The organism is Pseudonocardia abyssalis (genome assembly GCF_019263705.2).
Taxonomy (GTDB): Bacteria; Actinomycetota; Actinomycetes; order Mycobacteriales; family Pseudonocardiaceae; genus Pseudonocardia; species Pseudonocardia abyssalis.
The window spans coordinates 4,115,221-4,135,949 of the sequence record NZ_JADQDK010000001.1; the positions used below are offsets into that span (position 1 = coordinate 4,115,221).

Annotated in this window: 25 protein-coding genes; 15 read left to right on the forward strand and 10 right to left on the reverse strand. The window is 73.6% G+C overall.

From position 1 onward, the window contains the following. Positions 1-74 precede the first annotated feature (74 nt). The 9 genes from I4I81_RS19880 (at position 75) to I4I81_RS19920 (ending at position 7,381) form a co-directional block, all read left to right on the forward strand. Complete coding sequence (locus I4I81_RS19880; RefSeq protein WP_218605878.1) at positions 75-1,112, forward strand: LolA family protein; 1,038 nt, start codon at positions 75-77, stop codon at positions 1,110-1,112. Then, entirely contained in the window at positions 1,109-2,086 is a 978-nt protein-coding gene (locus tag I4I81_RS19885) for an ABC transporter ATP-binding protein (RefSeq protein ID WP_218605879.1), read from the forward strand. Before I4I81_RS19880 ends, I4I81_RS19885 begins: the two co-directional genes overlap by 4 nt. Beyond that, positions 2,083-2,919: an ABC transporter permease subunit gene (locus tag I4I81_RS19890; RefSeq protein ID WP_218605880.1), complete on the forward strand. Its 837-nt coding sequence runs from the start codon at positions 2,083-2,085 to the stop codon at positions 2,917-2,919. Before I4I81_RS19885 ends, I4I81_RS19890 begins: the two co-directional genes overlap by 4 nt. 50 nt (positions 2,920-2,969) lie before the next feature. Then, positions 2,970-3,461, forward strand: a complete 492-nt coding sequence (locus I4I81_RS19895) for a TspO/MBR family protein (RefSeq protein WP_372478323.1) — start codon at positions 2,970-2,972, stop codon at positions 3,459-3,461. A gap of 12 nt (positions 3,462-3,473) precedes the next feature. Continuing rightward, positions 3,474-4,280, forward strand: a complete 807-nt coding sequence (gene ppk2 / locus I4I81_RS19900; protein ID WP_218616252.1) for a polyphosphate kinase 2 — start codon at positions 3,474-3,476, stop codon at positions 4,278-4,280. Beyond that, positions 4,277-5,440, forward strand: coding sequence for a PP2C family protein-serine/threonine phosphatase (locus I4I81_RS19905; protein WP_218605712.1), 1,164 nt, complete (start codon positions 4,277-4,279; stop codon positions 5,438-5,440). Before ppk2 ends, I4I81_RS19905 begins: the two co-directional genes overlap by 4 nt. 32 nt (positions 5,441-5,472) lie before the next feature. After that, entirely contained in the window at positions 5,473-5,751 is a 279-nt protein-coding gene (locus I4I81_RS19910) for an ArsR/SmtB family transcription factor (protein ID WP_218605713.1), read from the forward strand. Next, on the forward strand, positions 5,748-6,140 hold the full coding sequence (locus I4I81_RS19915; protein WP_225924641.1) for a VOC family protein: 393 nt from the start codon (positions 5,748-5,750) through the stop codon (positions 6,138-6,140). The genes I4I81_RS19910 and I4I81_RS19915 overlap by 4 nt, the downstream gene beginning before the upstream one ends. Before the next feature lie 167 nt (positions 6,141-6,307). After that, complete coding sequence (locus I4I81_RS19920) at positions 6,308-7,381, forward strand: 3-deoxy-7-phosphoheptulonate synthase (RefSeq protein WP_218605714.1); 1,074 nt, start codon at positions 6,308-6,310, stop codon at positions 7,379-7,381. On the opposite strand, the gene I4I81_RS19925 is transcribed toward I4I81_RS19920, so the two are convergent. From I4I81_RS19925 to I4I81_RS19935, 3 genes are all read right to left on the reverse strand, one after another. Continuing rightward, positions 7,267-7,647, reverse strand: a complete 381-nt coding sequence (locus I4I81_RS19925) for a hypothetical protein (protein ID WP_218605715.1) — start codon at positions 7,645-7,647, stop codon at positions 7,267-7,269. The two genes, I4I81_RS19920 and I4I81_RS19925, sit on opposite strands and share 115 nt — an antisense overlap. Beyond that, entirely contained in the window at positions 7,644-8,237 is a 594-nt protein-coding gene (locus I4I81_RS19930) for a class F sortase (RefSeq protein ID WP_218616253.1), read from the reverse strand. Before I4I81_RS19930 ends, I4I81_RS19925 begins: the two co-directional genes overlap by 4 nt. Positions 8,238-8,379: 142 nt before the next feature. Next, positions 8,380-9,972, reverse strand: coding sequence for an ice-binding family protein (locus I4I81_RS19935; RefSeq protein ID WP_218616254.1), 1,593 nt, complete (start codon positions 9,970-9,972; stop codon positions 8,380-8,382). A 378-nt stretch (positions 9,973-10,350) separates the two neighbouring features. Between I4I81_RS19935 and I4I81_RS19940 the strand changes: the two genes are divergently transcribed. Together I4I81_RS19940 and I4I81_RS19945 are read left to right on the forward strand one after the other, a co-directional pair. Continuing rightward, positions 10,351-10,860, forward strand: coding sequence for a hypothetical protein (locus I4I81_RS19940; protein WP_218604559.1), 510 nt, complete (start codon positions 10,351-10,353; stop codon positions 10,858-10,860). Positions 10,861-11,084: 224 nt separating this feature from the next. Beyond that, positions 11,085-11,342, forward strand: a complete 258-nt coding sequence (locus tag I4I81_RS19945) for a hypothetical protein (protein WP_218604560.1) — start codon at positions 11,085-11,087, stop codon at positions 11,340-11,342. Between the two features lie 6 nt (positions 11,343-11,348). Here the strand turns inward: I4I81_RS19945 and I4I81_RS19950 are convergent, their stop codons facing one another. Then, positions 11,349-12,761 carry a M1 family metallopeptidase gene (locus I4I81_RS19950; protein WP_218604561.1) on the reverse strand — a complete coding sequence of 471 codons (1,413 nt, stop codon included), beginning with the start codon at positions 12,759-12,761 and terminating at the stop codon, positions 11,349-11,351. Between the two features lie 11 nt (positions 12,762-12,772). Continuing rightward, positions 12,773-13,462, reverse strand: a complete 690-nt coding sequence (locus I4I81_RS19955; protein ID WP_218604562.1) for a Clp protease N-terminal domain-containing protein — start codon at positions 13,460-13,462, stop codon at positions 12,773-12,775. 61 nt (positions 13,463-13,523) lie between these two features. Between I4I81_RS19955 and I4I81_RS19960 the strand changes: the two genes are divergently transcribed. After that, positions 13,524-13,913 carry a VOC family protein gene (locus I4I81_RS19960; protein WP_218604563.1) on the forward strand — a complete coding sequence of 130 codons (390 nt, stop codon included), beginning with the start codon at positions 13,524-13,526 and terminating at the stop codon, positions 13,911-13,913. Positions 13,914-13,917: 4 nt separating this feature from the next. Here the strand turns inward: I4I81_RS19960 and I4I81_RS19965 are convergent, their stop codons facing one another. Next, complete coding sequence (locus I4I81_RS19965) at positions 13,918-14,550, reverse strand: maleylpyruvate isomerase family mycothiol-dependent enzyme (protein WP_218604564.1); 633 nt, start codon at positions 14,548-14,550, stop codon at positions 13,918-13,920. A gap of 109 nt (positions 14,551-14,659) precedes the next feature. Between I4I81_RS19965 and I4I81_RS19970 the strand changes: the two genes are divergently transcribed. Then, a complete protein-coding gene (locus I4I81_RS19970; RefSeq protein WP_218604565.1) occupies positions 14,660-15,262 on the forward strand; it encodes an isochorismatase family protein in 603 nt (200 codons plus the stop codon). A gap of 93 nt (positions 15,263-15,355) precedes the next feature. Further along, on the forward strand, positions 15,356-16,189 hold the full coding sequence (locus I4I81_RS19975) for an SCO6745 family protein (RefSeq protein WP_225924642.1): 834 nt from the start codon (positions 15,356-15,358) through the stop codon (positions 16,187-16,189). 3 nt (positions 16,190-16,192) lie between these two features. Here I4I81_RS19975 and ychF read toward each other — a convergent pair whose 3' ends face one another. Then, positions 16,193-17,266 (reverse strand): redox-regulated ATPase YchF, encoded by a 1,074-nt coding sequence (gene ychF / locus I4I81_RS19980; protein WP_218604566.1) that lies wholly within the window; start codon positions 17,264-17,266, stop codon positions 16,193-16,195. A gap of 249 nt (positions 17,267-17,515) precedes the next feature. Here ychF and I4I81_RS19985 point away from each other — a divergent pair, with 249 nt between their 5' ends. Continuing rightward, complete coding sequence (locus I4I81_RS19985) at positions 17,516-18,106, forward strand: hypothetical protein (protein ID WP_218616255.1); 591 nt, start codon at positions 17,516-17,518, stop codon at positions 18,104-18,106. A 6-nt stretch (positions 18,107-18,112) separates the two neighbouring features. On the opposite strand, the gene I4I81_RS19990 is transcribed toward I4I81_RS19985, so the two are convergent. The 3 genes from I4I81_RS19990 to I4I81_RS20000 all read right to left on the reverse strand — a co-directional run bounded on the left by I4I81_RS19990 (position 18,113) and on the right by I4I81_RS20000 (position 20,686). Then, positions 18,113-18,778 carry a response regulator transcription factor gene (locus I4I81_RS19990; protein WP_218606428.1) on the reverse strand — a complete coding sequence of 222 codons (666 nt, stop codon included), beginning with the start codon at positions 18,776-18,778 and terminating at the stop codon, positions 18,113-18,115. Further along, positions 18,775-20,244 carry a sensor histidine kinase gene (locus tag I4I81_RS19995; RefSeq protein WP_218616256.1) on the reverse strand — a complete coding sequence of 490 codons (1,470 nt, stop codon included), beginning with the start codon at positions 20,242-20,244 and terminating at the stop codon, positions 18,775-18,777. Before I4I81_RS19995 ends, I4I81_RS19990 begins: the two co-directional genes overlap by 4 nt. Positions 20,245-20,383: 139 nt before the next feature. Further along, positions 20,384-20,686, reverse strand: coding sequence for a hypothetical protein (locus I4I81_RS20000; RefSeq protein ID WP_218616257.1), 303 nt, complete (start codon positions 20,684-20,686; stop codon positions 20,384-20,386). Between the last annotated feature and the right edge of the window lie 43 nt (positions 20,687-20,729).

A 20,729-nucleotide genomic window follows, 5' to 3' on the forward strand; every position in this document is an offset into this window, starting at 1 on the left:
ATCGACGGCGGCCGGCCTCAGGTTCCTCTCAGGCGCTGAGCCGCCTCTCAGCCGCCGTGCGTCAGGCTGTGTCCATGGGAACCGGACGATGGACGACGGGCCGCACGGCGGCCGCGGGGATCGCGGTCGCGGGAGTGGTCGGACTCGGGCTGCTGGCGCTGCCGGGAGGTGCGGGAGCGGCCCCGGAGCTGCCGCCCGTCACCCCGGAGGACCTGGTGGCCTCGGTGCTGGCGGCCGAACCGGACGCGTTCGCCGGCACCGTCGAGCTGGACAACTCCCTCGGCCTGCCCGTCCTGCCCGACGTGCCCCAGGCCGGCGACGGCACCAGCACCGCCCGGATCTGGTCGAACGGCGACGGCGGCGGGCGCGTGCAGCTCCCCACCTCCGACGGCGAGAAGACGTTCGTCAGTGACGGCACCACGTTCTGGGCCTACGACTCGCAGGACCGCACGGTCACCGAGGGCACCCGCCAGGACGGCCGCGCGGACACCTCCGACATGACCGACCCGACCGCCGCGGCCACCGAGGCGATCCGGACGCTGCAGACCAGCAGCGTCGTCACCGTCGACGGCACGGCCGAGGTCGCCGGGCGCCCCGCCTACGAGCTGGTCCTCACCCCGGCCCCCGACGAGCGGACGCTGCTGCGCGAGGTGCGCATCGCCGTCGACTCCGAGCAGCGCGTGCCGCTGCGGATGACCGTGCTGGCCACCGGATCCTCCGACCCCGCGCTGCAGGTCGGGTTCACCGAGCTGACGTTCGGCGCGCAGGACCCGGCGCTGTTCACGTTCACCGCACCGCCCGGATCGACCGTGGTGGAGCCCGGCGCCGACCGTCCCGACGGCGCACCGGAGGGCCGTCCCGAGGGCGCCACCGCCCCGAGCATCGTCGGCGACGGCTGGGACACGGTGGTCCTCGCGACCGCCCCCGCCGTGCCCGAGGGCGACGACCCCGAGGGCTTCGACCTCACCGCGCTCGGCTCCCCGGTCAGTGGCCCGTGGGGCAGCGGGACGCTGATCAGCACCGCCGTGGCCAACGCGATCGTCACCGATGACGGCCGCGTCGCCGCCGGTGCCGTGCCCGAGCAGGTGCTCACCGAGGCCCTCGCGCAGTGACGACCCCCTCGACGCTGACCGCGGCGACACCCCCTCCGGCCGCCGCGGTCAGCCCCCTCGCCGCGCGCGCGGTGGGGCTGCGCAAGACGTTCGGCTCCACGGTGGCCGTCGACGGCATCGACCTCGACGTACCCGCCGGTTCCGTGCTCGGCATGCTGGGCCCCAACGGATCCGGCAAGACCACGCTGATCCGGATGCTGCTCGGGCTCACCCGGGCCGACTCCGGCACCGCGGAGCTGCTCGGCCACCCCATCCCCGACGACGCCGCCCGCGCGCTGCCGCACGTCGGCGCGCTCGTGGAGGGTCCGGGCTTCCACCCGTTCCTCTCCGGCCGCGACAACCTGCTGCGGGTGGCGGCCACCGAGCCGCTGCTGGGCTCGCGCGAGATGGCAGGGGCGGTCGACGCCGCGCTCGACCGTGTCGGGCTCTCCGCCGCCGCGGGCCGCCGGTTCCGCGGCTACTCCCTCGGCATGAAGCAGCGCCTGGGGCTGGCCGGGGCGCTGCTGCTGCCGCGCCGCCTGGTCGTCCTCGACGAACCGACCAACGGCCTCGACCCCGCCGGCACCCGCGACGTCCGGCGGATCATCGCCGAGCTGCACGCCGCCGGGTCGACGGTGATCGTGTCGTCGCACCTGCTCGACGAGGTCGAGGCGACGTGCACGCACGTCGCCGTGCTGCAGTCCGGGTCGCTGGTGGCCGCGGGCGAGCTCGCCGCGCTGCTGGAGTCGGGCACCGGCGGGCTCGACGTCGTCACCACCGACGTCGACCTCGCGCTCGACACCCTGCGCGCCGCGGGCGTGCCCGCGTACGCGGCTCCGGGTGACGAGCCCGGTGTCGTGGTCGGCGAGGACGGCCCGCCCACCGCCGAGACGATCGCGCTGCTCGTGCGCGCGGGCGTCGCGGTGCAGGAGGCCCGGCGCCGTCGCGCCCGGCTGGAGGAGCTGTTCGCGCGACTGACCGAGGAGACCCCGTGACGGTCCTGGACCCACCCCGCACCGCGCCACTGGGCCGGTTGCTCGGTGCCGAGCTGCGCTGGGTACTGCGCCGCCCGCGCACGCTCGTCGGGCTCGGCCTGTTCGCGCTGATCCCGATCCTCATCTCGATCGGCGTCGCCGTCGCCGGGTCCACCGGCCGCGGCCCCGGGTTGATCACCGCGATCGGTGGCAACGGTCTCGTGCTCCCGATCGCGGCGATGACGCTGTCGCTCGCGCTGCTGCTGCCTCTGGCCGTCTCGATGGCCGCCGCCGACGCGATCGCCGGGGAGAGCGCCCACGGCACGCTGCGGGGGCTGCTGCTCTCGCCGGTGTCGCGGCTGCGGTTGGTGGCGATGAAGGCGTTCGGCGTGCTCGTCGTGGCCACGCTGGCCACCCTCGTGGTCGCGGTCGTCGGCGTGATCGCCGGGCTCGTCGTGGTGGGCGGGGCCGAGGGCCAGCTCGTCACGCTGTCGGGCACCGCGGTCGGCCTGGGCGACGCGCTGCTGCGGGTCGGGCTCGTCGTCGTCTGGGTGGTGGGGCAGCTCGCGGCGGTCGGCGCGGTGGCGCTGGCCGTCTCCGCGGTCACCGAGCACCCGCTCGTCGTGCTGGCCTCGGTGCTGGGCGGGCTGATCGTGTTCGGCGTGCTGGCCGCGATCCCGGCTCTGGAGTGGCTCGGTCCGTGGCTGCTGACCAGCGGCTGGGGCGCCGGGGCCGATGCGCTGCGCGACCCCCTCCCGCTCGACGGCATGATCGAGAGCTCCCTGCGGGCCCTGTGCTACGTCGCCGTCGGCATGGGCCTGACGACCTACCGGATGCTGCGTCGAGACGCGTGACACGACGTTCGGACGTGCACGATATCTCTCGATGGTGAAGACTCTTCATCGTGAGCACATACACCCGCCCCTCCCTGCCCGTCGCCGCCGTCGGACTCGCCGGATTCGGGGTCGCCGCCGCGGCCGCAGCCCTCGTCGGAGGTCTCGCCGCGGCGTCCGCCTCCGACCAGTACGGCGCGCTCGTGCAGCCCGCCTGGGCCCCGCCCGCATGGCTGTTCGGCCCGGTCTGGACCGTCCTCTATGTGACGATCGCCGTCGCCGGATGGCTGGTCTGGCGCACGGCGGGATGGAGCGGGGCCCGCTCGGCCCTGTCGGTGTTCGCCGCCCAGCTCGTCCTCAACGCCCTGTGGACGCCGCTGTTCTTCGGCGCCGGACTGTTCGGGGTGGCGTTCGTCGAGATCGTGCTGCTGTGGCTGACGATCGTCGCGACGATCGTCCTGTTCGCCCGGCACAGCCGCCCCGCGGCACTGCTCCTGGTCCCGTACCTGGCATGGGTCACGTTCGCCTCGACACTGAACCTCGCCATCTGGGTCCTCAACTAGCACGATGGCCCGATGGCCCGGCTCCCGCGCATCCCGTACGAGACCGAGTTGCTGCGCCTGCAGGGCGAGCTGGTCCAGATGCAGGAGTGGGTACGGACGACCGGCGCACGGCTCGTCGTCGTGTTCGAGGGGCGGGACGCCGCGGGCAAGGGCGGGGCGATCAAGCGGGTCGCGGAGTACCTCAACCCGCGCATCTGCCGGATCGTGGCGCTGCCCGCGCCGTCGGAGCGCGAGCGCACGCAGTGGTACTTCCAGCGCTACACCGAGCACCTCCCGGCCGCCGGCGAGATCGTGCTGCTGGACCGCAGCTGGTACAACCGCGCCGGCGTCGAGCGCGTCATGGGGTTCTGCACCCCCGGGGAGCACGCCCGCTTCCTGCGCCAGGCACCGGTGTTCGAGGACCTGCTCGTCGAGGACGGGATCCTGCTCCGCAAGTACTGGTTCTCCGTCAGCGACGGCGAGCAGGAGCGTCGCTTCCGGGGCCGGATGAAGGACCCGATGCGACAGTGGAAGCTGTCGCCGATGGACCTCGAATCGATCACCCGCTGGGAGGACTACTCGCGGGCGAAGGACGAGATGTTCGCCCACACCGACACCGCGTCGTCGCCCTGGAACGTCGTCGAGGCCGAGGACAAGCGCCGCGCCCGGATCAACATGATCGCCCACCTGCTGGCCAGCGTGCCCTGGGAACCGATCCCGGGCCGGAGGCTGAAGCTGCCCAGGCGGCCGCCGCAGCGCGGTTACGAGCGCCCGCCACGGGAGCGGTTCCACGAGGTGCCCGACCACGCGGCCACGCTGCCCGCCGGCGGGCCCGGATGACGCGCCGGACCCTGCTCGGCCGCATCGACGCGGCCGCCCCCGTCGACGCGATCGACGTGGCCGAGAGCGAGCTCGGCGACGTGATCGGCGCGCGCGACGTCAACCTGCTGATCGCCGACTACTCCGGCCGGTACGTGGTGCGCTTCGACCGGTCGAGCTGGGCCCGCGCAGGCACGCGGCGCCGCGGCGAGGAGGTCGCGGAGACGATAACCCTCGCCGGCAGCGTGTACGAGAAGGTACTGCGGGCACAGATCACCGACGTGCGCGAGCAGCACGACGGCGTCGTGGTGACGGTGCCGGTCACCGTCCGCGGCGACGCGATCGGCGTACTGGAGCTGTGGCTCCCCCATGCGCCCGGTGACGCCGCACTCACCGAGATCGACGAGGTCGCGCAGGCGTTCGGGTACGTCGTCGTGGCCAACCGCCGTTACACCGACCTGTTCGAGTGGGGCCAGCGCACCGCCCCGTTCACCCTCGCCGCGGAGATCCAGCGGCGACTGCTGCCCGACGCGTTCAGCCTCGACGCCGAGGAGTTCAGCCTCGCGGCGTGGCTGGAGCCGGCCAGCACCGTCGGCGGCGACACGTTCGACTACGCGCTCGACCGCGACACCCTGCACCTGTCGATCACCGACGCCGTCGGCAACGACGTGCGCGCGGCACTGCTGGCCACCGTGCTGGTGAGCAGCCTGCGCAACGGACGCCGACGCAACCTGGACCTGCAGGAACAGGTCGACACGGCCAACGACGCGCTGACCGAGCACTCCCCCGTCGGCGAGTTCGTGACCGGCCAGGTCGCCCGGATCGACCTCGCGACGGGCCGCGCGACCCTCGTCAACGCCGGGCACCCGTTCCCGATCCTGCTGCGCGACGGGCGGGTGTCGGAGGTGGAGCTCGACATCGACCTGCCGTTCGGGCTCTACGCCGGGTCCCACCACGGTGTGCAGGAGATCGCGCTGCGCCCCGGTGACCGGTTGCTGTTCGTCACCGACGGCGTGCTCGACCGCAACAGCGCCCACGTCGACGTGCCCGCGGTGCTCGGCACGACGGTCGACCTGCACCCGCGCGAGGTCGTGCGCGCGCTCAGCGACTCCGTCATCGAGGCGACCGGCGGCGCGCTCAAGGACGACTCGACGGTGTTGTGCCTGGACTGGCGGGGTTGACAGGCAAGTAGCTACTTGCCTATAAAGGTCGCGTGGACGCCGTGTTCAAGGCGATCGGCGACCCGACCAGGCGGGCCGTCCTCGACGAGCTCGTCGACCGCGACGGCCAGACGCTGTTCGAGATCTGCTCACGCCTGACGATGAAGCACGGGCTCACGTCGTCGCGGCAGGCGATCTCGCAGCACCTCGCCGTACTGGAGGAGGCCGGCCTGGTCACGACCCGTCGCGAGGGCCGCTACAAGTTCCACCACCTCGACACCACCCCGCTGCGCTCGATCACCGAGCGCTGGCCGATCCGGGAGCAGTCATGATCCGCATCACCGTCACCAGCGTGTTCGTCGACGACCAGGACAAGGCGCTCGCCTTCTACACCGACGTGCTCGGGTTCGTGAAGAAGCACGACGTCCCGATGGGCGAGTACCGCTGGCTCACCGTCGTCTCCGCGAAGGACCCCGAGGGCACCGAGCTGCTGCTGGAGCCATCCGCGCACCCGGCCGCCACCCCGTTCAAGGAGGCGCTGGTGGCCGACGGCATCCCGTTCACCTCCTTCGGCGTCGACGACGTGCACGCGGAGTTCGAGCGGCTCAGCGCGGCCGGGGTGCGGTTCGTGCAGGAACCGGCCGACATGGGGCCGGTCACCGTGGCCACGCTCGACGACACCTGCGGCAACCTCATCCAGATCGCGACCATGAACGGGTGACCGGGCTGGTACGGTCGCCCCGTGCAGCGCCAGTACTGGTTTACCGATCCGGCCCGTGTGGGGTCGGCGGTCGAACCGCTGCGCTGACCTCCTCCCCACGAGCCGGATCGAACGGCTCGGACGGGGACTTCTCGGCGGGCCGCTCCCCGGAGCAAGGACCGCCTCCCGTGCTCACCGTTCCCGCACTCGACGCGCACCGCACCACGCGCGTCAGCCCGCTGATCTCACCGTCGCTGCTGCGCCACGACCTCCCGGTCTCCGAGACCGTCGCCGACACCGTGACGCGGGCCCGCGCCCAGGTCGTCGACGTCCTCGACGGCCTCGACGACCGCCTGCTCGTCGTCGTCGGCCCCTGCTCGATCCACGACCCGGCCGCCGGGCTCGACTACGCCCACCGGCTCACCGCGGTCGCCGCCCGCCACGAGGGTGAGCTGCGGATCGTCATGCGCACCTACTTCGAGAAGCCGCGCTCGACCGTCGGGTGGAAGGGCCTGATCAACGACCCACACCTCGACGGCACGTTCGACGTGAACGCCGGACTCCGGACCGCGCGCCGCCTGCTCCTCGAGATCTCCGCGCTCGGGCTGCCAGTGGGCTGCGAGTTCCTCGACCCGATCACGCCGCAGTACCTGGCCGACGTCGTGAGCTGGGGGTCGATCGGCGCGCGGACGGCGGCGAGCCAGGTGCACCGCCAGCTGTGCAGCGGGCTGTCGATGCCGGTGGGGATCAAGAACGGCACCGACGGGGACGTGCAGGTCGCCGTCGACGGGGTGGGCGCGGCGGCCGCGAGCCACGTGTTCATGGGCATCAACCCCGACGGCCTCGCCGCCCTGATCACCACCGCGGGCAACCCCGACTGCCACGTCATCCTGCGCGGCGGCTCCGGCGGCCCCAACCACGACACCGACTCGGTGACGGCCGCGCTCGCACGGATGCGCAAGGCCGGGCTGCCCGAGCGCGTGATCGTCGACGCCAGCCACGCCAACAGCGGCAAGGACCACGTGCGGCAGGCCGGGGTGGCCCGCGAGGTCGCCACCCGGATCGCCGGCGGGGAGCGCGGCGTCGTGGGCGTGATGCTGGAGAGCTTCCTCGTCGGTGGACGCCAGGAGCTCGGGGCCGACATGACCTACGGGCAGTCGGTCACCGACGCCTGCATGGGCTGGGACACCACCGCCGAAGTCCTGGACGAGCTGGCGTCGGCCGTGGCGGGGCGTCGGGGCCGGTCGTCCGTCACGGGGTGACCGACCCCGGCGACCGGGGCCGGCACGGTGTGCAGCCGGACCACCCGTACCGAGACGCTCTGCAGTTCCTCGTCCCGCAGCCCTCGCAGGACCTGGTCGGCCTCGTGGACGGCCTGCTCGGCGCCCAGCGGGCCGTAGGCGTCGATCTCGTGGGTGACGCGGTCGGCCACGGTGACGACGTAGGCCGTGCAGTCGTCGAGCTCGGTCGTCAGCGAGGCCAGTACGTCCGGCCAGTCGTCCGGCCGCCTCGACCGGTGGGCGGTCACGCCGGGACGGTGTCGAGCAGGGTCGCGTAGACGACGACGTTCGACTCGTAGTGGCCGGCCACGGGATCGAACTCACCGCCGCAGGTCACCAGCCGCAGGTCCCGCGACCCGGCGGACGTGTAGACCCGCCGGGCCGGGAACTCCTCCTTCGGGTACGTCTCGACCGACCCGACCGCGAACCGCGCCACGGTCCCGTCGGCCAGCCCCACGTCCACCTGGTCGCCCGCCTCCAGGGAGCGCAGGCGGAAGAACACGGCCGGACCGGTGGTGGAGTCGACGTGCCCGAGGATGACGGAGGCCCCGACCTGACCGGGTGTGGGCCCGAGGTCGAACCACCCCGCCATGGAGTAGTCGACGGGCACCTCGACGGTCCCGTCGGTGTTGAGCCCCAGCTCCCCCAGCGGGGAGCCGGCCAGCTCGATCGCGGGGATGTCGAGGCTGACGGGCCGCGACACCGGGACGACGGCGACCGGGACGACGGCCGGAACCGCCGCCGGAGCGGAGGCGTCCCCGGCCGCCGGGACCGGCCGGTCGAGCACCCACGGCAGCACGACCGCCGCACCGAGCAGCAGGACCAGCCCGGCGGCCACGGCGACCCACCGCTCCCGCCCGATCCGGGGTACCCGCCACCGACCGGGCCTCACCGGCGTACGCCGGGTCGACGGTCCCGCGGTCGCGTGCAGGCAGGTGCGACGGGCCGCCCGCCCGGCCGGAACCGCCGCCCGGCGGCGATCACCGGACGTTCCGGCGACGGTGGAACCGCAGGGCCAGCGCGGTGGAGCCGAGGAGCACCAACCCGCCGGCGAGCACCCAGGCCACGTCGTCGGGGCCGGCCGTGCCGCCCGCGCCGGTGGCCGGGAAACCGAGCGGGACCACGACGTCGGAACCGGATCCGTTGCCCCCGGTCACGCCGCCGTCACCGCCGCCGCTACCGGAACCGCTCCCGGCGGCCGGGGTGGTCACGTCCCCCCGGTCCTCGGAGTCACCGTTGTCGGTGTCGTCGCCGTTCTCGACACCTTCGCCGCTGCCGGAGTCCTCACCGTTGTCGACGCCCTCGCCGTTGTCGGAGTTGTCCTCGTCACCGGGAACGTCGGACTCATCAGAGTCTCCGGGGTTGCCCGGGTTTCCGGGGTTGCCCGGGTTTCCGGGGTTACCGGGGCTTCCAGGGTTGCCCGGGTTACCGGGGTTGCCCGGGTTACCGGGGCTTCCAGGGTTGCCCGGGTTTCCGGGGTTGCCCGGGTTTCCGGGGTTGCCCGGGTTTCCGGGGTTGCCCGGGTTACCGGGGTTGCCCGGGTTACCGGGGTTGCCCGGGTTCCCAGGATTGCCCGGGTTCCCAGGATTGCCCGGGTTCCCAGGATTGCCGGGGTTGCCGGGGTTGCCCGTCGTCGTCGTCGGCGGGGCCGTGGTCGTCGTCGGCGGGGCCGTCGTGGTCGTCGTCGGCGGGGCCGTGGTCGTCGTCGGCGGGGCCGTCGTGGTCGTCGTCGGCGGGGCCGTCGTGGTCGTCGTCGGCGGGGCCGTCGTGGTCGTCGTCGGCGGGGCCGTCGTCGTGGTCGGCGGCGTCGTGGTCGGCTCGGGAGCGGGGGTGGCCGCGCAGCCCGTCCGGTTGATCACGTTGTTGTCGAGGGTGACGGCGCCGTTGCGGGCGAGCAGACGGCCCTGCACGGTCGCGCCGGTGTTGGCGGAGATCGAGGTCAGCGCCATGACCGTTCCGCGGAACGTGGTGCCGGTACCCAGCGTCGCGGAGCTGCCGACCTGCCAGAACACGTTGCAGGCGTTCGCGCCGTTGATGAGGGCGACCGTGCTGTTCGACGCGGTGATCAGGGTGGAACCTGCCTGGAAGACGAACACCGCGCCGGGGTCCCCCTGGGCGTCCAGGGTCACGGTGCCGGTCAGGCCCAGCGGTCCGGCGTCGCCGTACACACCCGCGACGAACGTCTGCCCGCCGAGCTCGGTGCCCGACGCGGCGTCGCGGGGCTGACCGGCCGCGTTGTCGTAGGCGATCGTCAGGTCCGACTGGGCCTGCAGCGCGACGGAGTTGGCGACCTGCTGCGTGCCGCCGCTGACCAGACCGGGCGGGAACCCGGTCACGGCGGAGCCCGGGCTGAGTCCGAGGTCACCGGACACCTGGGTCGGACCGGTGTTGGTCACGGTCGAGCCCGCGAGCACGGCGAAGCTCGCCGCGGTGCCGAGCGGCACCGCCGTCGCGGCCAGCGCGGTACCCGCGGCCAGCAGCATCAGCGTGGTCACGAGCAGCGCGACGGTGGCCGTGACGGCGGCACCGATGCGGGCCCGTCTCGTGCCGGCCGGCGGCACGGGTTGGTTCATGGTGGGCACGTCGTCTCCAGACAGGGGTCGGCCACCCCGTCCAGGGCGTGCCGAGATGAGCCGGCGGGCGCGCCGGAAGGGGATGTGCGCCGCGGAGGCGGCGGGGAGCGGCCTCGAGCAGCCGGGGACACGTCGCACCGGGACGCGTGCGGCCTCGGGGGCCGCGGGCCGGGCGTCCGGACGACGTGATGGCGTCACCGACGCCGGTGACGGCCTGTACGCTCACGCGACCGAGTGATCGACCCGTGACCGTCTTCTATTGCTTGACAAACAACAGCCTGCGCCTTGCACTACGGTCTGTCAAGCGGTGATGCACCAAGCGTCAAGGGCGACGGCCGGTCGACTGTGAGCGAGTCCCACGAGGAGCGAGGCCGACGCGTGACGGGACCGACCGGACCGGGCGACGTGCCGGTGATGCTGAACCAGCTCATCCGCAACCGGATGGCGGAGCACGGCTGGTCCTACACCGACCTCGAGAACCGCTCGGCGCACGCACTCACCCGCGGCCGGTGGCAGCAACTGGGTTCCGGCACACCGCAGAAGAGGTTCCCCGACCCCGCGTCCCTGACGGTCATCGCCACCGTGCTCGACGTCGACATCACCACCGTGGTGCTCGCCGCCGCCCGTGCGGTCGGACTGGACGTCCGTTCGCAGGCCAGCGCGCTCGCGGCGCTGCTGCCGGAGGGCACGGAGCGGCTGCCGGACGTCATGCGCGACGCCATCCTGGCCCTGGTCCGCGCGGCGGTCGCCGACTCCGCACAGGACCGCGACGGGGCGGTGCCGGCGGCCCGCGCGGCGGACACGGCCGTCGACTGGCCGAAGTCGGCTGCCCCCTCCCGCCGCCGTCACAACGGCCCAACCGGTGAGCCGCGCGCTGACAGCCGGTGATCGGGACCCCGTGCCGTTGCACTGATCCGGTGCAGTCGGCCCGGGCGTGCAACACCGGCGACCCGGTCACCGCTATGAGGGACGTACCCCGAGACCCGGCCAGGACCAGTGGCCCGGGCCCGCACTGTGCTGACCCCGCCCTGACCTCGCGTCGCAGCGCACTACCGCACGAGGAGTCGTAGCGTGCCCTGTGAACGCCCCGCCCCGCCCACGGTCGGCCGGCCATGGGAATGAGGACGTCGGCCGCAGCCGAGGAGCTCGTCGAGGGCGTCCGCACACTCGCCGGCGTCGTCTACACGTCGATGCGCGACTCCGTGGCCCGCCTGGAGTCGACCGAGAACGGCTGGGTGCTCTACATCGACACCGACAGCTCCCACGAGGACCGGTGCTGGGCGATGGCCGGCGTGCTGCGCCTGCTGGCCTCCGGATCGGCCGAGCCCGTCTGCACCATCCCCCGCCAGGGGATCCGCCTCGTCCGCTGACTCCCGTCAGCCGAGCCCGGCGGGCCTCTGCGGCGTCGCGAGCCAGATGGTGAACAGCTCGTCGAGCTCCTGGCCGGAGACCTCCTCGGCGAACGCGACGAAGTCGGCGGTCGCGACGTTCGTCCCGGCGCGGGTCGCCGCCCACCCGGGGAGGATGCGGAAGAACGCCTCGTCGCCGACGGCGGTGCGCAACGCGTGCAGGGTCATCGCGCCGCGGACGTAGACGGCCTCGTCGAAGATCCGCTCGGACCCGGGGTCGCCGATCGTCACCGACCAGAACGGGTCGGCAGCCGGGAGCGCGGCGGCCTCGTCGAACTGCTGCCGGACGGTGGCGGTGCCCTCGCGCTCGGCCCACAGCCACTCGGCGTAGGTCGCGAAGCCCTCGTTGAGCCAGATGTCGCTCCACCGGGCGAGCGGCAGGCCGTCACCGAACCACTGGTGGGCCAGCTCGTGCACGACGACCGAATCGCCCGAGACCGCGTCGGCGAAGAAGCTCGGCGAGTAGATCGGGCGGGTCTGGTTCTCCAGCGCGAACTCCAGCCGCGGCTCGTCGTCGACGATGCCGCCCGCCGCGTCGAACGGGTAGGGCCCGAACACCTCCTGCAGGTAGCCCAGCACCTCGGGCTGGCGCGCGAGCGAGGCGCGGGCCACCGCGTCGGCCGCGCCGAGACCGGGTGCGAACGCGTCCCAGTAGCGGATGCCGTCCCGCTCGTACGCCTGTACGTCGAACGCCCCGATCGCCATGCCCGCCAGGTACGGCGCCATCGGCTCATCGGCGATCCAGGTGGTGGTGGTCAGGCCGCCGCTGCTGGTCGTGGAGTCGAGCACGCCGTTGGCGATCGCGGCCAGGCCGTCGGGCGCGGTGATCCGGAACGTGAAGGCGGCCGGGTCGAGCGGGTGGTCGTTGACGGGGAACCAGGTCGCGGCGACGTCGGGCTGCCCGACGACGAGCGCCCCGTCGTCCGTGGCGAAGAACCCGGCCGAACCGAAGCTGTCCACGACGAGCCGCGGCACCCCGTCGTAGGTGACGACGGTGGTGAACGGGGCCCCGTCGGCGATCGGTTCCGCGGGGGTGACGGTGAGTTCGCCGGCGTCGCGGGCGAAGGCGGCGTCGACGCCGTCGACGGTGATCGCGCGGACCTCCAGCCCGGACAGGTCGAGATTGAACGCGGAGAGCCCCTGCGTCGCGCGCGCCGACACCTGCGCGACGCCCGTGAGGACGTCGGTGGGCGGGTCGTAGGTGACGTCGAGGTCGTAGCGGTCGACGTCGTAGCCGCCGTTGCCGTCGAGCGGGAAGTACGGGTCGCCGATGCCGGGCGCACCGGGAGCCGCCTCCGGTTGAGCCGTCGCCGCGGCCGGCGCGCAGGCCGGGAGCACCGCCAGTCCGGCCGCCACCATCAGCACCGCGATCCGCCTCATGGGAGAGGAGGTTACGACTCCAGCTCCCCGTCCGGGGTCGCGTCCACGACGGACTTGCGGAGGCCGAGACCCGACAGCGGTCCGTCGCCGTCCTCCACCTCCAGCAGCGCGAGCAGGACGTGCCCGGTGCCGACGGTCTCGTGCTCCAGCCGCAGCGCCTCCCGGAACGTCAGCTCCAGCGCCTTGCGGGCCGGGGCGTCGAAGGGGATCAGGGCGGGGACCTCCGCGGCCGGTGGCGGCAGCACCGCGGTCGCCGCGGCGCGCACGGCAGCGGGCTCCACCCCCTGTGCGGCGAACGCCGCAGCGGCCACCGAGCCGGGTTCGGCGAGCAGCCCCAGCACGAGGTGGGCGGGGGTGATCGAGTCGTTGCCCGCCGCGTGCGCCGCGTTCTGCGCCGCCACCACGGCACCGCGGGCGAGTGCGGTGAAGCGGCTGAAGTTCTCCGCCGTGTCGGCCTTCGGCACGAACCGTTTCTGCACGGCCTGCTTCGTGACACCCATACTCGCGCCGATCTCCGTCCACGACGCCCCGGAGCGGCGGGCCTGGTCGACGAAGTGGCCGATGAGGTGGTCGGCGACGTCACCGAGGGCATCGGCGGCGATCACCGCACCGGAGAGGCGTTCGAGCGGTTCCTCGTGGACCGAGGAGATGGCCGCGATCAGGTCGTCGAGGCGGACGGGGTTGTCCATGCGGATCGTCATGCGTCAACCGTAGGTTGACGATCGAGTGTCGTCAACCCCGGGTTGACGCTAAAGTCCGGCGGTGCACATCGAGCTGGTCACGCTGGTCGTCGACGACTACGACCCCGCCATCGCCTTCTACGTCGACGTCCTCGGGTTCGACCTCGTCGACGACTCCCCCTCGCTCACGAACGACGGCCGGCCGAAGCGCTGGGTGGTGGTGCGACCACCCGGGGCGCAGACCGGGCTGCTGCTGGCCCGAGCCGACGGGCCGACGCAGTCCGCGGCCGTCGGCGCACAGGCCGCCGGCCGGGTGGGCTTCTTCCTGCGGGTCGACGACTTCGCCGCCGCGCACGACCGGATGACGGCTGCCGGGGTGGAGTTCGTGACGGACCCCCGCACCGAGCCCTACGGCCGGATCGCCGTGTTCCTCGACGTCGCGGGCAACCGCTGGGACCTGCTCGGACCGTGAGCGGTCAGGCCCGACCCCGCAGCGTCTCGACGCCGGGGCCCTCGAGGTCGTCGCAGAACGCCGCCCGGCCGGACATCGCCATCACCAGCGCGACGGTGGTGCCGCGCACGAGCGGGCCCTCGCCCGTCGCGAACTCCCCGTCGACGGCTTCCAGCCGCAGCCCGGCGATCGCCGTCCGGCTGTTCACGGTGAAGTCGCGGGAGGCGAAGAAGCGGGCGACCTCCGTGGCCGCTTCGACCGACGGGGAGTGCGGCAGCCTGAGCGGGCGGCGGAGGTCACCGGCGTGGACCACCACCTCCCCGAGCCACGCGGGCGTGTGCCCGGACGCGGCCGTCGTGCTCGGGACGACCGCGCGGAACCGGGCCAGCGTCTCCGCGGGTGTCGCACCGCGGTGCTCGGCGAGGCGTCGGGCGTTGTGCAGCTCGGCGTCGAACCGGGCGCCCGCCATGCTGCGGATCCAGCGGAACGGGCCCAGGCTCGCCGCCGCCGTCAGGTGGGCGACGACCTCCTCCACAGACCACCGACCGCACAGCGACGGCACGGCCCACTGCTCGGGCGCGAGGTCGGCGAGGTCGGCGGCCAGGGCGGCGCGCTCGTCGTGGACGAGCGACCACACGGTCTCGCGGGACGACTGCACGGGGTACCTCCTGCGTCGGACGGGCTGACGGGGAGGAGACCCGCCCGCCGCCGGGGAATCATCGCTCCGGCCGCCGGAGAATGTCAGGGGGCGGCGATACGGTCGGTCCGTGACCACCTGGCCGGACCGCCCGCACACCGCACTGCTCGTCGTCGACGTCCAGAACGGTGTCGTCGTCGAGGCGCACGATCGCGACGCCGTCGTCGGCAAGGTCGCCGCGCTCGTCGCCCGCGCCCGCCACGAGCAGGTGCCGGTGGTGTGGGTGCAACAGACCGACGACGAGTTCCCTCGGGGGAGCGACACGTGGGGCGTCGTGCCGGAGCTGGACCCCGCCGACCACGAGCCGCGCATCGAGAAGGAGCACGGCGACTCCTTCGAGGCCACCGAACTGGCCGAGGTCCTCGCCGGGTTGGGGGTCGGCCGGGTCGTCGTCGCGGGCGCCCAGACCGACGCCTGCATCCGCGCCACGCTGCACGGCGCGTTCGTCCGCGGTTACGACACCGTCCTCGTCACCGACGCCCACACCACGGAGGACCTCACGGCCTACGGCGCCCCGCCGCCCCCGCAGGTCATCGCGCACACCAACCTGTACTGGGGGTTCCAGAGCGGCCCCGGCCGCACCGCCACCACCGCGACGGCCGCGGAGGTCGATCTCACGGGCGCGCGGGCCGGGGAAGGTACCGGGGGGCTCCGGCCGTGGAGCGCGCAGTAGGCCCGAGCCCTTCCGCGCGCTCCCGGCAGATCGCGGGGCACACAGGACCGGCCCGGACCGATGAGTCCGGGGCACCCACGACGTCGGAGGAGCATGACCGCCACGACGACCGCCCGCCGCATGTTCGAGCTCCTCGAGCCGATCTGCCTGGTCACCTACCTCGCCGGCGAGTCCGCCGAGGAGCTGACCGCGCTCGGCCACCGCACCTACTGGGACGGCTACTTCGCCAGCCGCGCCGCGCCGCTGGGACGGGTGCCGGCGGAGGTCGTGGACGCGGCCTTCTACAGCTTCGCCGACGGGGAGGTCGCACGCCACATCCCGAGTGCGTGGGAGACGGTCCCGCCGGAGACGTCCTTCGCCTCGTGGCGCCGGGGCAGCGCGGCCTCCGTGCGGCGGATCCTCGGCGACGGGCTGGCCGACTCGCCCGGCCTGGCACGCGCCGCCGACCTGGTCACCGTGGCGGCCACGAGCGCGCCCGTGCAGGGGCGGGTGCTGTACGCCGGATGGCGCGCCCTCCCCGTGCCGAGCGACCCGGTCACCCGGCTGTGGCACTCCGCGACCATGCTGCGCGAGCACCGCGGTGACGGGCACGTCGCCGTCCTGCTCGGCACCGGCATCGGCGGGGCGGAGGCCCACGTACTGTCCGCGCTCGAGATGGGCATCCACCCGCCGGAGTCGTTCGGGCGCATCCACCACCTGCCGAGGGAGCGGCTGGTCGAGGTCATGGACGGGCTGCGCGAGCGCGGGCTCGTCGACGCCGGGGGCCACTTCACCGACGCCGGCCGCGAGACCAAACAGCGCATCGAGGACCTCACCGACGAACTCGCCGCCGCGCCGTACGACGCCCTGTCCCCCGCCGAGCTCGACGAGCTGTTCGCCGCGCTCGAGCCCCTCACGGCGAGGCTGGTGGCCGCGGGATCGCGGTGACGGTCAGACGTTGAAGCGGAACTCCACCACGTCCCCGTCGGCCATCACGTAGTCCTTGCCCTCCATGCGCACCTTGCCCGCGGCCTTCGCGGCGGCCATCGACTTCGCGGAGATGAGGTCGTCGTAGGACACGATCTCGGCCTTGATGAAGCCGCGCTCGAAGTCGGTGTGGATCACGCCGGCGGCCTGGGGGGCGGTGGCGCCCTGCGGGATCGTCCACGCGCGGGCCTCCTTCGGCCCGGCGGTGAGGTAGGTCTGCAGGCCCAGGGTGTGGAATCCGGCGCGGGCCAGGGAGTAGAGCCCGGGCTCGGCCTGGCCGATCGACTCCAGCAGCTCGCGCGCCGACTCCTCGTCCAGCTCGAGCAGCTCCGACTCGACCTTGGCGTCGAGGAACACCGCGTCGGCCGGGGCCACCAGCTCGGCGAGCTCCTTGCGCTTCGCGTCGTCGGTGAGCACGCCCTCGTCGGCGTTGAAGACGTAGAGGAACGGCTTCGTGGTGAGCAGCGTCAGCTCGCGCAGCGGCTCGGTGTCGACGCCCGCGGCGAACAGCGTGGTGCCGCCGTTGAGGATCTCGACGGCCTGCTCCGCGGCCTCCAGGACGGGGCGGCGGTCCTTCTGCATCCGCGCTTCCTTGGTCAGGCGCGGGACGGCCTTCTCCAGCGTCTGCAGGTCGGCGAGGATCAGCTCGGTGGAGATCGTCTCGATGTCGGACGCCGGGTCGATGCGGTCGTCGACGTGGATGACGTCCGGGTCGTCGAACACGCGCACGACCTGGCAGATCGCGTCGGACTCGCGGATGTTGGCCAGGAACTTGTTGCCCAGCCCCGCCCCCTCGGACGCGCCCTTGACGATCCCGGCGATGTCGACGAACGACACGACGGCCGGCACCAGCTTCACCGAGCTGTGGATCTTCGCGAGCTCGGCGAGCCGTGGATCGGGCAGCGGGACCACCCCGACGTTGGGCTCGATCGTGGCGAACGGGTAGTTCGCGGCGAGCACGTCGTTGTTGGTCAGGGCGTTGAACAGCGTCGACTTGCCGACGTTGGGCAGGCCGACGATCCCGAGGGTGAGTGACACGAGGTACCAGCGTAGTCGCCGCCACCGGACCGGTCGCAGGCGCGACTCGGGGGCGGGAATCCCGCGACTCGCGGGCTGAGGAACAGCGACTCGCGGGCGGAGGAACAGCGACTCGCGGGCTGAGGAACAGCGACTCGGGGGCGGGGAGGGAGGGGCTCGCGCGGCGTGGGTACCCACCGTTCGCCACGCTAGGCCGATCGGCGGTACCGTCTGCCCGCCAGACATCGCAGGCGACCGGGGGTGGGGCTCGTGCGCGGAATCGTCCGGACGTTGCTCGCGGCGGCGGCCGGGGCGGCGCTCGTCGCGAGCGGGACGACGGTGGTCCGGCTCTCCGATGAGGCCGTCGCCGACACCGCCGCGGCGCAGGCGGTCGACGCCGACGCCACGGCCCGGGAGGGTCTGGTGCCGCAGCTGCCCGCCAGCGAGGTCCAGCCCGAGCCGGCGGCGGCCGCCCCCGCACCGGTCCTCGTGGAGCCCGTGGCCGAGCCCGCCCGCCGCGCCCCGGGCCGCGCCGCCGAACCGGCCCCGCGCCGGGCACCCGTCGCCGCGCCCGCGCCCGCGCCGACCCCTGCTCCGGTCGCGGTCCCGGCGGAAGGCCCGGCCGCGCCGGCGCCCGCGCCGCGCCTCGAGGAACCCACCCGGGACGCACCCCCCGCGGACCAGCCGTCGCGGGAGCCCGACGGCGGGTCGGCCGACGCCGACACCGGCTCCGACACCGGCTCCGGGGCCGGATCCGACGCCGGGACGGAGGCCGGGGACCGGCCGGACTCCCTGCTCGGACGCGTCACCGAACCGCTCGGGGCGTCCTGCGGCGGGGTGCTCGGAGCGGTCTGCGGCTGAGGCCGCTCAGTCGATCGCGTCGAGTCGGTAGCCCATCCCCCGCACCGTGACGATGCGCTCCGCACCGAGCTTGCGGCGCAGGTAGCGCACGTAGACGTCGACGACGTTGGAGCCGGGGTCGAAGTCGTAGCCCCACACGTGCGAGAGCAGCTGCTCGCGGGAGAGCACCTGCCCCGCGTGGCGCAGGAACGTCTCGGCGAGCGCGAACTCGCGGGCCGACAGGTCCACGGTGCGCCCCTCGACCTGCGCGCGGCGCGTGCGCAGGTCGAGCTGCAGGCCGCCGTGGGTGAGCACGGTCAGCTCGGCGGAGCGCTCGGTGGTCAGCCGCAGCCGGACGCGCGCGAGCAGCTCCTCGAACCGGAACGGCTTGGGCATGTAGTCGTCGGCGCCGCCCTCCAGCCCGGCGACGGTGTCCTGCACGCTGTCGCGGGCCGTCAGCACGATCACCGGGATCGCGCAGCGGTCGGAGCGCAGCGTGCGCAACACCTCGAACCCGTCCATGCCGGGCAGGCCGATGTCGAGGACCAGCAGGTCGTAGGCCCCGGTCACGGCGTGGTCGAAGGCCGAGAGGCCGTCGGCGACGACCGTGGTGACGAAGCCGTTGGCCGTCAGCCCCTTCTCGACGAACGCGGAGATCCGCGGCTCGTCCTCGGCGATCAGGATGCGACTCACGTCGGGTTCTCCTCGGGAAGGATCGCCGGGACGGCGATGGTGAACGTGGCGCCCCGGCCGACGACGCTGTCGAGCAGCACCTGGCCCCCGTGGGCGACCGCGATGGCGCGGATGATGGACAGACCCAGCCCGGCGCCCTCGGAGCGCGGGCCGGTGGACGTGCCGCGGGCGAACCGCTCGAAGATGCGCGCGCGGTCGCCCTCGGCGATGCCGGGTCCGGAGTCGGCGACCCAGAACCGCAGCTGGCCACCGGCGAGCTGCGAACCGATCGCGATGCGGTCGCCGGGGCGGGTGTAGCGGACGGCGTTGTCGGCGAGCGCGACGATCGCCTGCGTGACGCGCTGCGGGTCGACGACGGCGGCGACGCGCGCGGCGGTCTCCAGCACCCACTCCCGCTCCCCCAGTTTGACGATCTTGCCGAACACGTCCTCGGTGAGCTCGCCGACGTCGGCCTGCTCGGGGTGCAGGAACGTCGGCTGCTCGGAGCGGGCGAGCAGCAGCAGGTCCGACACCATCCGGTTCATCCGCTCCAGCTCGTCGTCGACGAGCTCGACGGTGGAGGTGACGTCGGCCGGGTCATGGGCGTCGAGCACCTCGAGGTGCCCGCGGACGATCGTGATGGGCGTGCGCAGCTCGTGGCCCGCGTCGTCGACGAAGCGGCGCTGGACGTCGACCCCGGTCTCGACGCGGTCGAGCATGGCGTTGACGGTGCGGACGAGGTCCCGCAGCTCGTCGCGGTCGCTCGACCCGTCCCGCCCACCCGGGCCGAGCGGGATGCGACGCGAGAGGTCGGTCTCGGTGATGGAGCGCGCGGTGTCGGCGACGTCGCGCAGCGGGCGCAGGATCCGGCCCGCCACGAGCCAGGCCCCGCCCGCGGCGAGCAGCGCCGTCAGCGCACCGACCAGCAGCATCACGCGCGCCGCGGAGTGGGCGGCCTCGCGCTCCGCATCGGCGAGGTAGGCCGCGACGATGACGCCGGTACTGCCCTGCGGGTCCGGGAACTCGATCGGCACGGCCAGGTAGAGCACCTCGCCGGCACTGCTCCCGTAGGTGTCCTGCACCGGCTCGGTGACGCCGCCGACGAGCGCGGTGAACGCGGGATCGTTCTGCAGCACGGCGGGGGCGGCGTCGGCGCGGCGGCTCTGGTAGGCGAACGCACCGTCGACGTAGCCGAGGAACTTCTCGTTGGGCCGCGCCTGGTTGTAGGCGATCGCGGCGTCCAGCACGTCGCCGACGGACAGGAACGGGGCGCCGTCGCGCGGGTTGACGCCGTCGGCGACGACGGAGCCGAACTCCTGCACCTCGTTGAGCAGCGCCCCGCGCATCCGGGCGTCGGTGTCCTGGATCAGCAGCCGCCACGTGACGACCGTGACGACCCCGAGGGCGAGCAGGACGAGCGCGAGCACCCACCCGACGATCCGGGTGCGCGCGGTGCCCGGCAGGCGCAGGCGCGGCGTGCTCGTCATGGGGTCCTCGGGGAACGGGGGGCGGGCCGGGCCGGCGGTCGCCCGCCGCAGTGTCGTCGGGAGCGGTGTCGTCGGGAGCGGTGTCGTCGGGCGCTGTGTCGTCGGGAGCGGTGTCATCGACCGGCGCAGCGTCGCAGGGTCAGCCGTCGTCGTCATCGTCGAGGTCGTCGTCGGGTCCGTCGTCATCGTCGTCGTCGGCCGGAGGGGGTGCGACGTAGCCGTCCGGGTCCCGGGACACGTCCTGCGGCGCGGCCGGGGCCTGCGGGGTGGGATCCTGTGGGGCCACCGGGACGGGGGCCGCGGGGTCGACCGCGTCGGGCGCCTCGACGCGGATGGGCTGGACGGATACGGGGTCCTCGGTCGCGGCCTGCACGGAGCCGACGCCGACCGCGACCCCGGCGACGACGAGCACGCCGATCGCCACGGTCAGGGGGGTTCGCATGTCGACGATCCTGGGCGACCGGGGTGACCGGACCGTGAGAGTC

What these genes read in the sequence shown, in the direction of transcription:
- I4I81_RS19945 (WP_218604560.1), top strand. Translation starts at nt 11,085, where the DNA reads ATGGGAATGAGGACGTCGGCCGCAGCCGAGGAGCTCGTCGAGGGCGTC.
- I4I81_RS19915 (WP_225924641.1), top strand. Translation starts at nt 5,748, where the DNA reads ATGATCCGCATCACCGTCACCAGCGTGTTCGTCGACGACCAGGACAAG.
- I4I81_RS19880 (WP_218605878.1), top strand. Translation starts at nt 75, where the DNA reads ATGGGAACCGGACGATGGACGACGGGCCGCACGGCGGCCGCGGGGATC.
- I4I81_RS19935 (WP_218616254.1), bottom strand. Translation starts at nt 9,972, where the DNA reads ATGAACCAACCCGTGCCGCCGGCCGGCACGAGACGGGCCCGCATCGGT.
- I4I81_RS19950 (WP_218604561.1), bottom strand. Translation starts at nt 12,761, where the DNA reads ATGAGGCGGATCGCGGTGCTGATGGTGGCGGCCGGACTGGCGGTGCTC.
- I4I81_RS19975 (WP_225924642.1), top strand. Translation starts at nt 15,356, where the DNA reads ATGACCGCCACGACGACCGCCCGCCGCATGTTCGAGCTCCTCGAGCCG.
- I4I81_RS19955 (WP_218604562.1), bottom strand. Translation starts at nt 13,462, where the DNA reads ATGACGATCCGCATGGACAACCCCGTCCGCCTCGACGACCTGATCGCG.
- I4I81_RS19905 (WP_218605712.1), top strand. Translation starts at nt 4,277, where the DNA reads ATGACGCGCCGGACCCTGCTCGGCCGCATCGACGCGGCCGCCCCCGTC.
- I4I81_RS19995 (WP_218616256.1), bottom strand. Translation starts at nt 20,244, where the DNA reads ATGACGAGCACGCCGCGCCTGCGCCTGCCGGGCACCGCGCGCACCCGG.
- ppk2 (WP_218616252.1), top strand. Translation starts at nt 3,474, where the DNA reads ATGGCCCGGCTCCCGCGCATCCCGTACGAGACCGAGTTGCTGCGCCTG.
- I4I81_RS20000 (WP_218616257.1), bottom strand. Translation starts at nt 20,686, where the DNA reads ATGCGAACCCCCCTGACCGTGGCGATCGGCGTGCTCGTCGTCGCCGGG.